Genomic DNA, 13,308 nt, shown 5'->3' with positions numbered 1-13,308 from the left:
GGTCCCCGTGGACCTGGACTTCGAACTGCGCTCCGACTTCATCCCGCTGTGCGACCTGCTCAAGTACTGCGGCGTCACCGAGACCGGCGGCATGGCCAAGCACCTGATCGCCGAGGGCCTGGTGCTGGTGGACGGGGAGGTGGAGCTGCGCAAGACCGCCAAGATCCGGGCCGGGCAGGTCGTGAGCGGGGACGGTTTCTCCATTCACGTCGCCTAGATCCCGCCAGTACGCGAGGTTCCTACTGGTGAGCGGCGCGGATTTGGCAGATCATGCCCGTGTAGGAGTGCCGGGACGGGCCTAATGTGCCCGCAACGGCACACGTGTCGCCGGCAAGGCCCAGCGCGTAAGGGGCGCTCATGGTTTTGGGATGGACCAAACACGGTGACGGCAAGCACCTGGCGCCCGGCGAGGTGGTCAGGCCGGACGAGCGGCTGAGCTGGCCCAGGATGGTGGGGTTCGGCGCGCAGCACGTGATCGCCATGTTCGGCGCGACGTTCGTCTTCCCCCTGGTCATGGGGCTGGACCCGAACATCGCGGTGATGATGTCCGGCGTCGCGACGATCCTGTTCCTGCTCATCGTCAAGGGCCGGGTGCCCAGCTACCTCGGCACCAGCGCCTCGTTCGTGGGCGGCGTGCTCGCCGTGCGGGCCGTCGCGGGCGGCGACACGGCGGGCGCGGACGCGGTCGTGACCGGCGCGATCCTGGTCGCCGGGTTCGTGCTGGCGCTGGCCGGGGTGGCCATCCACTTCCTCGGCGTGCAGGTCATCCACCGGATCTTCCCGCCCGTGGTCACCGGCGCGGTGGTCATGCTCATCGGGTTCGGGCTGGCGTACGTGGTGGCCGGCGTGTACTGGCCGCAGGACCACTGGGTGGCGCTGCTCACGATGGTCATCACGTTCCTGGTGATCGTGTTGTTCAAGGGGTTCGTCGGGCGCATCGGGGTGCTGGTCGGGCTGGTCGCCGGGTTCGTGCTGTCGTGGGTGCTCGACCGGCTGGCCGGGCCGATCACGTCGGTGCTGCCCAGCGCCAACCTGCGCGACGCGGCCGGTAACCCCTGCACGGCCGAGGGCACGTACTGCGTGGCCACGGCCTTCCCGCACGACCGGGTGAGCTTCGACAAGGTGGCCAAGGCCGAGTGGTTCGGGCTGCCCGACTTCCACGGGCCCGACTTCCGCTTCTCGGCCGTGCTGCTGGTGCTGCCCGCCGTCATCGCGCTCATCGCCGAGAACGTCGGGCACGTCAAGGCCGTCGGCGAGATGACCGGCGCGGACGTGGACCCGTACGTGGGCCGCGCGGTCGCCGCCGACGGCGTGGCCACCGTGGTCGCCAGCGCGGTCGGCGGCTCGCCCACCACCACCTACGCCGAGAACATCGGCGTCATGGCCGCCACCAAGGTCTACTCGACCGCCGCCTACTACATCGCGGCCGTCATCGCGATCCTGTTCGGGCTGTGCCCCAAGTTCGGCCAGCTCGTCGCGGCCACGCCGGGCGGCGTGCTCGGCGGCGTCACGGTCATCCTGTACGGCATGATCGGCCTGCTCGGCGCGAAGATCTGGATCGAGAACCGGGTGAGCTTCGCCGATCCGGTCAACATGGTGCCGATCGGCGCCGGGATCATCCTGGCCATCGGGCCGGTCCATCATCCCGTCGCCGGCGAGTTCACCCTGGAGGGCATCGCGCTCGGCACCATCGTCGTGCTGGGCGGCTACCACCTGCTGCGGGCCATCTCCGGCCGGCCGCTCGAACCGGCCGCGCGAGCGGGGAGCACGGCCGGGAACCCAGCCGGGAGCACGGCGGGAAACCCGACCGGGAGCCCGACCGGGAGCACGACCGGGAGCGAGGCCGGGTGAAGCCGCCGCCGTTCGCGTACCACGCCCCGCGCGACCTCGGCGCGGCGCTGCGCGTCCTGGCCGAGGTCCAGGGCGCCGGCGGGGGCAAGGTGCTGGCCGGCGGGCAGAGCCTCATCCCCATGCTCAACATGCGGCTGGCCGCGCCGGCGCACCTGGTGGACATCAACCGGGTGGCCGGGCTGGGCGGCGTCGAGCGGGTGCCCGGCGGCGTGCGCGTCGGGGCGCTGGCCCGGCACGCCGAGGTCGAGCGCTCCGGCGCGCACCCGCTGCTGGCGCGGGCGCTCAAGCTGGTCGCCCATCCGGTCATCCGCAACCGGGGGACGGTCGTGGGCAGCCTCGTCCACGCCGACCCGGCCGCCGAGCTGCCCGCCGTGCTGGCCGTGCTGGGCGGGTCGGTACGCGTGGCGCGCTGGGAAGGCGGCACGGCGGTGGAGCGGGACGTCCCCGCCGCCGACTTCTTCCTCGGCCCGATGGAGTCGGCGGTCGGGCCCGGCGAGCTGGCCGTGTCGGCGTTCTTCCCGGCGCTGGGGGAGCGGGCCGGATGCGCCTTCGCCGAGATCTCCCGCCGCCACGGCGACTACGCCCTGGCCGGGGTCTGCGCCGTGGCCGCCGCCGACGGCACCGCCCGGGTGGCCTGCTTCGGCGTCGGCCCCGTCCCGGTCGTGGTGGACGTGAGCGGCCGGGCCCCCGACCGGGCGGCGGCGGTCCGCGCGGTGCGGGCGGCGGCCGACCCCGACGACGACATCCACGCCACGGCCGCCTACCGCCGCCACCTGGTGGGCGTCCTGGCCGAGCGGGCGCTGCGCGAGGCGGCGGAGGAGGCGGGCACCGGTGGAGCATGAGATCACCCTCGTCGTGAACGGCGCCGCCCGGCGGGCGCGCGTCCCGGCCCGGCGGCTGCTGTCCGACTGCCTGCGCCACGACCTCGGCCTGACCGGCACCCACGTCGGCTGCGAGCACGGCGTCTGCGGCTGCTGCACAGTGCTGCTCGACGGCGAGCCGGTGCGCTCGTGCCTGACCTTCGCCGTCACCGTGGACGGCCACGAGATCACCACCGTCGAGGGGCTGGCCCGCCCGGACGGCCTGTCGCCCGTGCAGCGGGCCTTCGCCGAGTGCCACGGCCTGCAGTGCGGCTTCTGCACCCCCGGCTTCCTGTGCACGGTGACCGCCCTGCTGGCCGCCAACCCGGCCCCGACGGAGGAGGAGGTCCTGGAGGGCGTCTCGGGCAACCTGTGCCGCTGCACCGGCTACCAGAACATCGTCAAGGCCGTCCACCGGGCCGCCGAGCTGCTGGCTGAGGAGCGATGACCACCAAACTGTTCGGCGAGCCGGTACGGCGGCGCGAGGACCCGCGGCTGCTCACCGGCGACGGCCGCTACCTCGACGACCTGGGCCGCGACGCGCTCGCCGCCGCGTTCGTGCGTTCCCCGCACGCCCACGCCCGCATCCGCGACATCGACGTCGGCCCCGCGCTCGACGTCGAGGGCCTGGTCGCGATCTACACCTGGGAGGACCTGCCGGAGCGGGTCGGCCGGCCGCTGCCGCTGCTCATCCCGCACCCGGCGCTCACCCACGGCCGCACCGCCCACCCGCTGGCCAGGGACGTCGTCCGGCACGTGGGCGAGCCGGTGGTGATGGTGGTGGCCGCCGACCGCTACGCCGCCGAGGACGCCTGCGCGCTCATCGAGGTCGACTACGAGGTGCTCAAGCCGGTCGTCGGCCTGGAGGAGGCGGTCCAGGGCGCGGCGCTCGTCCACGACGACGTGCCGGGCAACGTCGGCGCGCACCTCGTGCAGGAGGTCGCCGGGGCCGACGGGCGCGGCGCGCGCGAGGCCATCGAGACCGCGCCGCACACCCTCGCCTTCCGCCTCGACATCGAGCGCAGCGCCGGCATGCCGCTGGAGGGCCGCGGCGTGTACGCCCGCTGGGACGGCCGCGACCTGCGCGTCTACTCCAGCACGCAGACCTCCACCAGCGTGCGCATGGCGGTGGCGGCCGCGCTCGGCCTGCCGCTGCCGCAGGTCGAGGTCATCGCGCCGGACGTCGGCGGCGGCTTCGGCGTCAAGATCGTGCACCCGTGGCCGGAGGAGATCCTGGTGCCGTGGGCGGCCATGACGCTCGGCCGCGAGCTGAAGTGGGCCGAGGACCGCAGGGAGCACTTCGTCGCCTCCGCGCACGAGCGCGGGCAGGTCCAGTACGTGCGCGTCGGGTTCGACGACGACGGGCGCGTGCTCGGGCTGGACGTGACGATCCTGCACGACCACGGCGCCTACACCCCGTACGGGATCATCGTGCCGATCGTCACCTCCACGCAGCTCCTCGGGCCTTACAAGATCGGGGCCTACCGGGTCGAGTTCAGCGCGGTCTACACCAACACCGTGCAGGTCACGCCGTACCGGGGCGCGGGCCGCCCGCAGGGCGTGTTCTGCATGGAGCGGACCATGGACAAGATCGCCCGCTACCTGGACCGCGACCGCGCCGAGGTGCGGGCGGCCAACTTCATCGGGCCCGGCGAGTTCCCCTACGACCAGGGGATGACCTTCCAGGACGGCCGGCCGCTGATCTACGACAGTGGCGACTACCCCGAGATGTTGCGCCTGCTGAAGGAGCTCGTCGGCTGGGACTCCTTCGAGCGCCGCCCCGGGCTCGGCATCGGGATCGGCTGCTACGTCGAGGGCACCGGCGTCGGCCCGTACGAGGGCGGCCACGTGCAGATCACCTCCGACGGCCGGGTCCACGTCTCGACCGGGCTCACCTCGCAGGGGCAGGGCCACGAGACGGTCTTCGCCCAGATTGCCGCGAGCGAGCTGGGCGTGCCCATCGACCGGGTGAGCGTGGTCACCGGCGACACCCGCAGGTTCGGCTACGCGGTCGGCACGTTCGCCTCCAGGGCGGCCGTGGTCAGCGGCAACGCCATCGCGCTGGCCTGCCGCAAGGTGCGCGAGAAGGCGCTGCGCATCGCCGCCGACGCGCTGGAGGCCGACCCGGCCGACCTGGAGATCACCGAGGGGGTCGTGCACGTGGCCGGGGCGCCGAACGCGGCCGTCCCGCTGTCCACGGTCGCCGTCCTGGCCAACCCGCTGCGTTACGCCTTCGACGAGGAGACCGCCAGGGCCACCCAGTTCGCCGCGCCCGCCGACGCCGACCGGCCGCCGGTCGCGGCGGGCGAGGAGCCGGGGCTGGAGGGACGGGACTACTACTCGCCGATCAGGTCCACGTTCGCGGCCGGCATGCACGCCGCCGTCGTGGAGACCGACCCCGACACCGCCGAGATCCGGGTGCTGCGTTACGCGGTCGTGCACGACTGCGGGCGGCTGGTCAACCCCATGATCGTGGAGGGGCAGATCCACGGCGGGGTGGCGCAGGGCATCGGCGGCGCGCTCTACGAGCGGATGGTGTACGACCCGCACGGGCAGCTCGTCAACGCCTCCTTCATGGACTTCCTCATGCCGTACGCGACCGAGGTGCCCCGCGTCGAGACCGCCCACCTGGAGACCCCGTCGCCGCTCAACCCGCTGGGCGTCAAGGGGGCGGGCGAGGCGGGCGTCATCCCGGTCTCGGCGGTCATCGCCTCGGCGATCGAGGACGCCGAGGGCATCCCGATCGACCGCATGCCCATCTCCCCCTCCGACCTGTTCCACCTGCGCCAGGAGTGATCGCCCCGTGGGATGATCGGCGGCGTGCGTGCCCCCGACAGCGGCCTGACCGCCTTCCCCGACGTGCCCGGCGACGTCCGGATCCTCGACCTGGCCTGGAACGCGATCACCGAGGCGCCCGCCGGCCTCGCCGCCCTGACCGCGCTGGAGGAGCTGCGGCTGGACGGCAACGCGCTGAGCGCCCTGCCCGACCTGTCCGGGCTGTCCGCGCTGCGGGCGCTGCACCTGGACGGCAACCGGCTGACGTCCCTCCCCGCCTGCCCGCCGGGCCTGCAGACGCTCTTCCTGTACGGCAACCGCCTCGCCGAGCTGCCGGAACGCCTGCCGCCCGCCCTCCGCCACCTGGCCGCCGGCGCGAACGGCCTGACCGCCGTCCCCGCCGCCCTGTGGAAGCTGACCGGCCTGGAGTCCCTCAACCTGGCGGAGAACGCCCTCACCGAGGTCCCCGCCGCGATCGGCGGCCTGACCCGGCTGCGCATGCTCGACCTCGGCCACAACCGCCTCACCGCGATCCCGCCCGAGCTGGGCGATCTGCCGCTCACCGACTACCTCTACCTCAGCGACAACGGCTTCACCGAGGTCCCCGCCGCGCTCGGGCGGCTGGACCGGCTGGCCTACCTCAACCTCACCGACAACCGCCTCACCCGCCTGCCGGACACGATCGGCGGCATGTCCGCGCTGGTGGAGCTGCGCCTCTACAACAACCGCCTGGAGTCCCTGCCGGACGCCGTCGGCCGGCTGCCCCGGCTGCGCGAGCTGCACCTCCAGGGCAACCGCCTGCGGTTCCTGCCCGGCCTGGCGGGCCTGCGCGAGCTGCGCGTGCTGGACCTGCGCGGCAACCATCTCCGCGCGCTGCCGGACGCCCTGCCGCCCCGACTCACCCACCTCGACCTGCGCGCCAACCGGCTGCGCGAGCTGCCCGCCGGGCTGGCCGGGCTGACCGCGCTGGAGAAGCTGGACCTGCGCTGGAACAAGCTCGACGACCCCGATCCCGAGGTCCTGCGCGTCCTGGCCGGTCGGGGTTGCGTCGTCCTGCGCTGAAGTCCTGCGCTGAAGTCCTGCGCCGAAGTCCCGCCCTGAAGTTCGGGGGTGAACCGGCGTGGCGATCCCTGCGTACCTCAGCGCATGACGACATTTCCACGTCTGGCCGCTTTCGCGCTGCTGGCCGGACTGGTCGCCGGATGCTCCTCCTCGGGGGGCTGGGGCGACTACGTCGCAGCGGGCCAGAACCAGCCGGCCAACACCACCCCCCTCACCGTCGAGCAGCTCTCCGCCAAGGTCGGCTGCAAGCCGAAGATGCAGGTCGACGGCGCGGAGGTCCGCACGGGATACTGCAAGACCACCGTCGGCGAGTTCTTCGTCAACACCTTCAAGAGCGAGAAGCTGAAGGACGAGTGGATGGACCAGGCGCCGGAGTACAACCCGCACCTGGTCGGCCCCCGGTGGACCGTGCTCGGCCCGCTGGAGGTGCTGGAGCAGCTCAAGTCGCCGCTCAACGGCGACCTGCACCTCATGGACCACCGGGTCTCGCAGACGCCGACGCCGAACTGAGAGGCAACCGGTATGGCGCCGAACCCGGCAGGGACGGGCCGCGTACCCCTGCGCATGACGACATTTCCACGTCTGGCCGCCCTCGCGCTGCTGGCCGGGCTGGCCGCCGCCTGCTCCCAGGGCAGCGCGGGCGGCGGCCCCGCGGCGGCCGGCGGGCGGGCCGGCGCCGCCCCCCTCACCGTCGAGCAGCTGTCCGCCAAGGTCGGCTGCCGGCCGCGCATCCAGGTCAACGCCGCCGAGCTGCGTACCGGGTACTGCCGCACCGCCGACGGCGAGTTCTTCGTGACCACGTTCAGGACCCAGGCGGGCAAGGACGCCTGGATGGACGCCGCCCCCGAGTACAACCCGCACCTGGTCGGCAACCTGTGGACGGTGCTGTCCAGCCGGAAGGTGCTCGACCTGCTCAAGGAACGCCTCGGCGGCGACCTGCACCTGACCGACCACCGCACCCGGCGGATGACGGTGGCCGGCCGGTGACTCAGACGCCCGCCCGGACCCGCTTCCTGAACACGTAGTACGTCCAGCCCTGGTAGACCAGGACGAACGGGAGCGCGATCAGCCCGATCCAGCTCAGCACCGTCAGCGTGTACGCCCCCGAGGCCGCCTCCGCCAGGGTCAGCCCCGGCAGCGGCCGCACCCGCAGCTCCATGAAGACCGCCAGCGTGGCCAGCACGATCGAGCCGGCGGTGGCCGCGAACGCCCAGCCCTCCCTGCGCCGCCAGATCAGCGCCGCGGCCGCGGCCAGCGCCGCCATCGCGGCCAGGGCGGGGAACGTCCCCAGGCCGGACAGGACGAACACGGCCACCGGGATGGCCGCGGCGCTGGCGATCAGGGCGGTGGCGCGGGCGCGGGCGCGCACCGGGCCGGTGGTCTTGAGCGCCAGGAACACCGCGCCGTGCAGGACGCACACGGCCAGCGTGAACGCGCCGCCCAACAGGGCCGCGGGCGCGCTGCCGGTCAGCAGGTCGGCGAAGACCGCGCCCCACAGGAACGCCGGCAGGCCGCTGCCCACCATCACGGCCAGGTCGCACCAGCGCGGGTCGCGGACCTTGCCGCGCCACTCCAGGCCCACGCCGCGCAGGATGAGCCCCACCAGGATCAGCGTGACGTGCGGGTAGAAGGAGCTGAACACGCCCGCGTACCAGGCGGGGAACGCGGCGAACATGGCGCCCACCGCGGTGATCAGCCACACCTCGTTGCCGTCCCACACCGGGCCGATGGTCTGCAGGCTCTGCCGCTGCTCGGCGGCGTTCCTGCTGACCAGCGGCGCCAGCAGGCCGACGCCGAAGTCGAAGCCCTCCAGCACGAAGTAGCCCGTCCAGAGGAAGGCGATGATGACGAACCAGAGATCGATCACTGCGGGGCCTCTCAGTACATGAGCTGCGGCTCGCGCCGCGGCTCGGCCGCCTGGACGGGCTCGGGATCGGCGACGCCCTGGCGTACGTGCCGGGTCAGCAGCACGGCCTCGGCCACGGCGAGCACGCCGTACAGGAGGGTGAAGACCGCCAGCGAGGCGGCCACCTCGGCCAGCGACACGCCGGGGGAGACGCTGGAGGCGGTCAGCAGCTCGCCGGCCACCGTCCACGGCTGGCGGCCGACCTCGCTCAGCAGCCAGCCGGCGATCACCGCGAGCAGCGGCAGCGGCAGGGCGGCCAGCAGCGCCCGCGACAACCAGCGCGGGAAGCCGCGCCCGCGGCGGGTCAGCCAGAGCCCGAGCGCCGACAGGCCGACCGTGGCCATCCCGAATCCGATCATCAGGCGGAACGACCAGAAGACGACGGTGGGGTCGGGGCGGTAGTCGCCGGGGCCGAACTGCCGCTCGAAGCGGCGCTGGAGGTCCTCGGTGCCCTGGACGGTGGCGTTGGGGTCGTTGGTGGCGAGGAAGCTCAGGACGTGCGGGATCTCGAGGCCGGGGACGAGGCTGAAGGCGGCGCCCGCGGTGTCGTGCTCCAGCCCCTCGGCGGCGGCCAGCTTCATCGGCTGCTGCTCGTACAGCAGCTTGCCCGACATGTCGCCGGTGCCGGCGACGACCGCGCCCGCGATCGCCGTCATCACCAGCGCCGCCCGCGCCGCGCCGCGCCACATGGGCGCGTTGCCGCGCAGCATCCAGTAGCCGCAGACGGCCAGCACGAACCCGCCCGCCACGATGAACGCCGCCCCGATCACGTGCGGCACCTGGGCCAGCGCGGTGGAGTTGGTCAGCACGGCCCACAGGTCGGTCATGCGGGCCCTGCCGTCCACGACCTCGTACCCGACGGGGTGCTTCATCCAGGCGTTGGCGGCCAGGATGAAGTAGGCCGACAGGTTGGAGCCGATGGCCGCGGCCCAGATGCACGCCAGATGGACCTTCTTCGGCAGCCTGTCCCAGCCGAAGATCCACAGTCCCAGGAACGTGGACTCCATGAAGAAGGCCAGCAGCGCCTCCATCGCCAGCGGCGCCCCGAAGACGTCCCCGACGAACGTGGAGTACTCACTCCAGTTCATCCCGAACTGGAACTCCTGCACGATGCCGGTCACCACGCCCATGGTGAAGTTGATCAGGAACAGCTTCCCGAAGAACTTCGTGAGCCTCAGGTAGTGCTCCTTGCCGGTGCGGTGCCAGGCCGTCTGCAGCCCGGCCACGAAGATGCCCAGGCCGATGGTCAGGGGCACGAACAGAAAGTGGTACACGGTGGTGACCCCGAACTGCCACCGTGCCAGGTCAAGTGCGTCCATCTTCCCCGTCGACTCCTGAGCTCTACAGGCTGTAGTACATCTACTTGTAGTAGTACTACACGCTGTAGAGCAATGCGATGCGAGCTTGGTCACATCGGTGCGTACGTGCTGGTTACCGGGTATCGAGGATGCCCTGGCGAGGCGGCCAGGGGCGTCACCCGCCGGGCTGATTCAGCCGTCCGCCGCGGGGCGTACGGCCGCCTCCAGGTAGGCGTGGAGGTTGCCGAACCGGTAGCCGCGCCGCTCGATCTTCCGCACCAGGACGCGGAAGTCCCTGGCCAGGTCGGGGCGGAAGTGCAGCAGCAGGATGTCGCCGGGGCGCAGGCGCTTGTCGGGGACCTGGTAGGCGATCTTGCCGCCCGGCTGGACGGTGGCGGTCCACAGCAGGACGGCGGTCATGCCGCAGCTCTTCGCGGCCCGCAGCGTGTCGGTGTTGTACGAGCCGAACGGCGGCCGGAACAGCGTCGGCCTGGCCCCCAGCTCCCTCCCGATGAGCCGCGCCGAGCCGCAGATCTCGCGGCGCTGGGCGGCCGCCGAAAGGGTGCGCAGGTCGGGGTGGGTCAGGGTGTGGCTCTCGATGGGCGCGCCGGCGTCGCGGAGCCGGCGGAAGTAGTCCCACTTGCCGGCACCGACGTAGCGGGCCGTGCCGCCCGCCTGGTCGGGGGCGCCCTTGGCCTCCACCGCGTCGCGCATCGCGAAGACGGTGACCGGGATGCGCTGGTCGCGTACCTGCTGGACGAAGCCGGGGTCCTGCTCCCAGCCGTCGTCGATGGTGAGGAAGACGACCTTGCGGCTGGTGGGGATCGAGCTGATCACCGGCGGCAGTGAGCCGGTGGGGGCGGGCAGCGGGCGGACCTCGCCCGCGCGCGGGAGCACGCCCGGCGGGCCCTGCGGCGGCCGGGCGGTGCGGCTCTGCGCGGGCGCGGGGGCCCGGGTGGCCGGGGCGGCGGGGGCGGCGCCGCGCTCGGGCGCGCAGGCGGTGCCGGCCGTGGCCGCCGTCAGCGCGAGCACGGCGGCGAACGCGGATCTCGCACGCATGGGGCACCATCCTGCCATCCCCGGCGTCCGGGACACGCCCCTCCTCTGGCAGGAGTTGCCCTTATCCGGAGGCGCGCGGCTGCCTAGAGTGGCGGCATGCGAGTGGCGGGCAGTGCGGTGATCGGCGTGCAGAGGGAGCGGCTGTGGGCGGCGCTCCAGGACCCGGCGGTGCTGGTGCGCACCATTCCCGGGTGCGAGCGGCTGGAGGAGACCGGGCCGGGGGCGTACCGGATGACGGTCAACGCGGGGGTGGCCTCCGTCAAGGGCGTCTACCAGGGGGAGGTCGTGCTGGCCGAGCCCGTGCCGCCCGAGAGCTTCACGCTCAGGGCGCGGGGGCAGGGCGCGCCCGGGACGGTGGAGGCCGTCGTCCGGCTGCGGCTCAGCGAGGAGAGCGGGCAGGACGGCGGGCAGGAGGGCGGGCAGGGCGGCGGGACCCGCGTCGAGTACGACGCCGAGGCGGTGATCGGCGGGATGATCGGCGGGGTCGGGCAGCGCATGCTCGGCTCGGTGGCCAAGCGGACGGCGGGGCAGTTCTTCGCCGCCGTCGAACGGCACCTGTCCGGCGGGGCGGAGGTGGGGGAACGGGCGGATGCCGTGGAGGTGCGGGGGGCCGTCCACGAGCGGCCCGTCGCGGCCCGCGCCCAGGCCGGCACCCGCCCGTGGGTGATGCTGGCCTCCTTCGGCACGGGCGCGGGCGTGGCGCTCACCGGCGTCGCCGTGGGCTGGCTGCTCGGCCGCGGCTCGCGCCGCCCCCGCGGCTGACGGCGGCCGGGACGGTGCCGGGATGACGGTCCGTGCGCGGGCTCTCGCGGAAAAGGATCTCCCGGCGTAGCGTGGCGGTATGCGCCAGGCACACGCGGAAGACGCACGGACCGAGGCCAGACGGATCGTACGCAACCTGCTGGGCGAGGAGCGGCCGACCGCCCAGTCCCTGATCGCCGACGTGAGCCCCGTGCTCGGGGAGGAGCGCACCCGCCGCGCGCTCGAACTGGCACTCGGCGCTTCGCTCACCCGGCGCTCGGCCGAGCTGGCGGCCCTCGCCGCGCTGCTGGTCGGCACCCGCGAGCTGGGCGAGGAGTGGTGGACGCGCCCCCGTGGCGGCAAGCTGCCGCCGCCCGACGAGGTGGTCCGCACGGCCGTGGCCATCGAGCCGTGGACCGACCTGACCGCGCTGGAGATGCTGGCCGCCTGGATCTCCGACGACGCCGCCGACCAGCTCTGGGGCACGCCGGTCGCCCAGGTCGACCTCAACTCCTGGCAGGCCGAGGACCGCTTCGGCCTGCCGCCGGGCGCCAGGCCCGGGCAGCGGCTCGTGGTGCACTTCGACGCCGGCGGCCGGCTGGACGCGGTCGTCACCCGGCGCTCCGACGAGGAGCTGGGCTCCAACCTCGACTTCCACTCGCTGCGTTACGCGCGCCCGGCCGAGGCCCAGTGGAGCTGGGGGGTGGCGGCCGGGCTCGGCCCGCACCGGCTGCCCGGCGAGCACCCCGACCCGTACGCCCGCGAGGTGCCCGCCCGCGCCTCCGGCATCCTGCGCGCCTGGGCGCTGCGCCACGGGGCCACCCCCGAGCAGCTGGGCGAGCGCTGGGAGACGGTCGGCGACGTGGTGAGCGCCATCGAGCGGGTGGACTGGATGTGGCGCAGCGGCGAGTGGTTCGGCTGGTGGCGGGGGGTCTCGGCGCTGGTGGACGACTCGGCGTACCTGCCGTACCGGCTGGAGGAGCTGGCCGCGGGCTGAGGTCCCGCGACGGCGCACGGAATCGGGCACGGAATCGAGCGTTGGGGCGCGCGGTTGTCGTCCTATGTGAAGGTTGAGATATTTTCCGACATCGCGTGCCCGTGGTGCTACATCGGGCACGCCAGGTTCTCCAGGGCGGCCGAGCGGTTCCGGGCCAGGGGCGGCACGATCGAGGTGACGATGCGGCCGTTCCAGCTCGCCCCGGACGCCTCGGCGGCGGGCGAGCCGATGATCCCGGCGCTGGAGCGCAAGTTCGGGCCGAACGCCGCCCAGATGGTCCAGCGGGTGGTGGACGTGGCCGCGGCCGACGGCCTCACCCTGGACTACGGCAAGGGCGTGAGCGCGAACACGTTCGAGGCGCACCGGCTCATCGAGCTGGCCACCCGGCAGGGACGCGGCGTCGAGCTGGCCGAGCGGCTGTTCCGCGCGCACTTCGCCGAGGGCCGCAACGTGGCCGACCCCGCCGTGCTGGCCGAGCTGGCCGCCGAGACCGGCGTCGAGGACACCGGCGAGGGCGCCGAGCAGGTACGCGAGCACCTCGGCCGGGCCAGGGCGCTCGGGATCACCGGGGTGCCGCTGTTCCTGTTCGAGGAGAAGTTCGCGGTGTCGGGCGCGCAGCCGGAGGAGACGTTCGACGCCGCGATCGACGAGGTGGCCGAGCGCACCGGCCAGCAGCCGGTCACCGTGCTCGCCGCTCCCGCCGACGGCTGCGACGACGGCTCCTGCGCCGTGTGAACTCCAGAGCCGTGTGAACTCCAG

Annotated in this window: 14 protein-coding genes; 11 read left to right on the top strand and 3 right to left on the bottom strand. The window is 73.4% G+C overall.

Features of this window, described 5'->3' with window-relative positions:
* The first annotated feature begins 7 nt into the window (after positions 1-7).
* The 8 genes from AB0H75_RS13215 to AB0H75_RS13180 all read left to right on the top strand — a co-directional run bounded on the left by AB0H75_RS13215 (position 8) and on the right by AB0H75_RS13180 (position 7,535).
* Positions 8-217: an RNA-binding S4 domain-containing protein gene (locus AB0H75_RS13215; protein WP_020540721.1), complete on the top strand. Its 210-nt coding sequence runs from the start codon at positions 8-10 to the stop codon at positions 215-217.
* A 140-nt stretch (positions 218-357) separates the two neighbouring features.
* Positions 358-1,851 carry a uracil-xanthine permease family protein gene (locus AB0H75_RS13210; protein ID WP_367795260.1) on the top strand — a complete coding sequence of 498 codons (1,494 nt, stop codon included), beginning with the start codon at positions 358-360 and terminating at the stop codon, positions 1,849-1,851.
* Complete coding sequence (locus AB0H75_RS13205) at positions 1,848-2,693, top strand: xanthine dehydrogenase family protein subunit M (protein ID WP_367795257.1); 846 nt, start codon at positions 1,848-1,850, stop codon at positions 2,691-2,693. Before AB0H75_RS13210 ends, AB0H75_RS13205 begins: the two co-directional genes overlap by 4 nt.
* The gene (locus tag AB0H75_RS13200; protein ID WP_367795254.1) at positions 2,683-3,159 is read left to right on the top strand and encodes a (2Fe-2S)-binding protein; all 477 of its coding nucleotides are present in this window, start codon (positions 2,683-2,685) and stop codon (positions 3,157-3,159) included. Before AB0H75_RS13205 ends, AB0H75_RS13200 begins: the two co-directional genes overlap by 11 nt.
* Entirely contained in the window at positions 3,156-5,507 is a 2,352-nt protein-coding gene (gene cutA, locus AB0H75_RS13195; protein WP_367795251.1) for an aerobic carbon-monoxide dehydrogenase large subunit, read from the top strand. The genes AB0H75_RS13200 and cutA overlap by 4 nt, the downstream gene beginning before the upstream one ends.
* Before the next feature lie 24 nt (positions 5,508-5,531).
* Entirely contained in the window at positions 5,532-6,548 is a 1,017-nt protein-coding gene (locus tag AB0H75_RS13190; RefSeq protein WP_367795248.1) for a leucine-rich repeat domain-containing protein, read from the top strand.
* Between the two features lie 84 nt (positions 6,549-6,632).
* A complete protein-coding gene (locus tag AB0H75_RS13185) occupies positions 6,633-7,058 on the top strand; it encodes a hypothetical protein (protein ID WP_367795245.1) in 426 nt (141 codons plus the stop codon).
* A gap of 54 nt (positions 7,059-7,112) precedes the next feature.
* Positions 7,113-7,535, top strand: coding sequence for a hypothetical protein (locus AB0H75_RS13180; protein WP_367795242.1), 423 nt, complete (start codon positions 7,113-7,115; stop codon positions 7,533-7,535).
* A gap of 1 nt (position 7,536) precedes the next feature.
* Here AB0H75_RS13180 and cydB read toward each other — a convergent pair whose 3' ends face one another.
* The 3 genes from cydB to AB0H75_RS13165 form a co-directional block, all read right to left on the bottom strand.
* Positions 7,537-8,415, bottom strand: coding sequence for a cytochrome d ubiquinol oxidase subunit II (cydB, locus tag AB0H75_RS13175; protein WP_367795239.1), 879 nt, complete (start codon positions 8,413-8,415; stop codon positions 7,537-7,539).
* Between the two features lie 11 nt (positions 8,416-8,426).
* The gene (locus AB0H75_RS13170) at positions 8,427-9,773 is read right to left on the bottom strand and encodes a cytochrome ubiquinol oxidase subunit I (protein WP_367795236.1); all 1,347 of its coding nucleotides are present in this window, start codon (positions 9,771-9,773) and stop codon (positions 8,427-8,429) included.
* 171 nt (positions 9,774-9,944) lie between these two features.
* Positions 9,945-10,811, bottom strand: a complete 867-nt coding sequence (locus AB0H75_RS13165) for a polysaccharide deacetylase family protein (protein ID WP_367795233.1) — start codon at positions 10,809-10,811, stop codon at positions 9,945-9,947.
* Between the two features lie 96 nt (positions 10,812-10,907).
* On the opposite strand from AB0H75_RS13165, the gene AB0H75_RS13160 reads away from it, so the two are divergent.
* From AB0H75_RS13160 to AB0H75_RS13150, 3 genes are all read left to right on the top strand, one after another.
* Positions 10,908-11,573 carry a carbon monoxide dehydrogenase subunit G gene (locus tag AB0H75_RS13160; RefSeq protein ID WP_367795230.1) on the top strand — a complete coding sequence of 222 codons (666 nt, stop codon included), beginning with the start codon at positions 10,908-10,910 and terminating at the stop codon, positions 11,571-11,573.
* Between the two features lie 79 nt (positions 11,574-11,652).
* On the top strand, positions 11,653-12,549 hold the full coding sequence (locus AB0H75_RS13155; RefSeq protein WP_367795227.1) for a hypothetical protein: 897 nt from the start codon (positions 11,653-11,655) through the stop codon (positions 12,547-12,549).
* Positions 12,550-12,615: 66 nt separating this feature from the next.
* Entirely contained in the window at positions 12,616-13,284 is a 669-nt protein-coding gene (locus AB0H75_RS13150; RefSeq protein ID WP_367795224.1) for a DsbA family protein, read from the top strand.
* The last annotated feature ends 24 nt before the right edge of the window (positions 13,285-13,308 follow it).

This window comes from Nonomuraea sp. NPDC050783, assembly GCF_040802095.1.
In the GTDB taxonomy this organism is placed as follows: Bacteria; Actinomycetota; Actinomycetes; order Streptosporangiales; family Streptosporangiaceae; genus Nonomuraea.
Note: the sequence above shows the minus strand (reverse complement) of the source record. Positions and strands in the feature narration are given on the sequence as shown.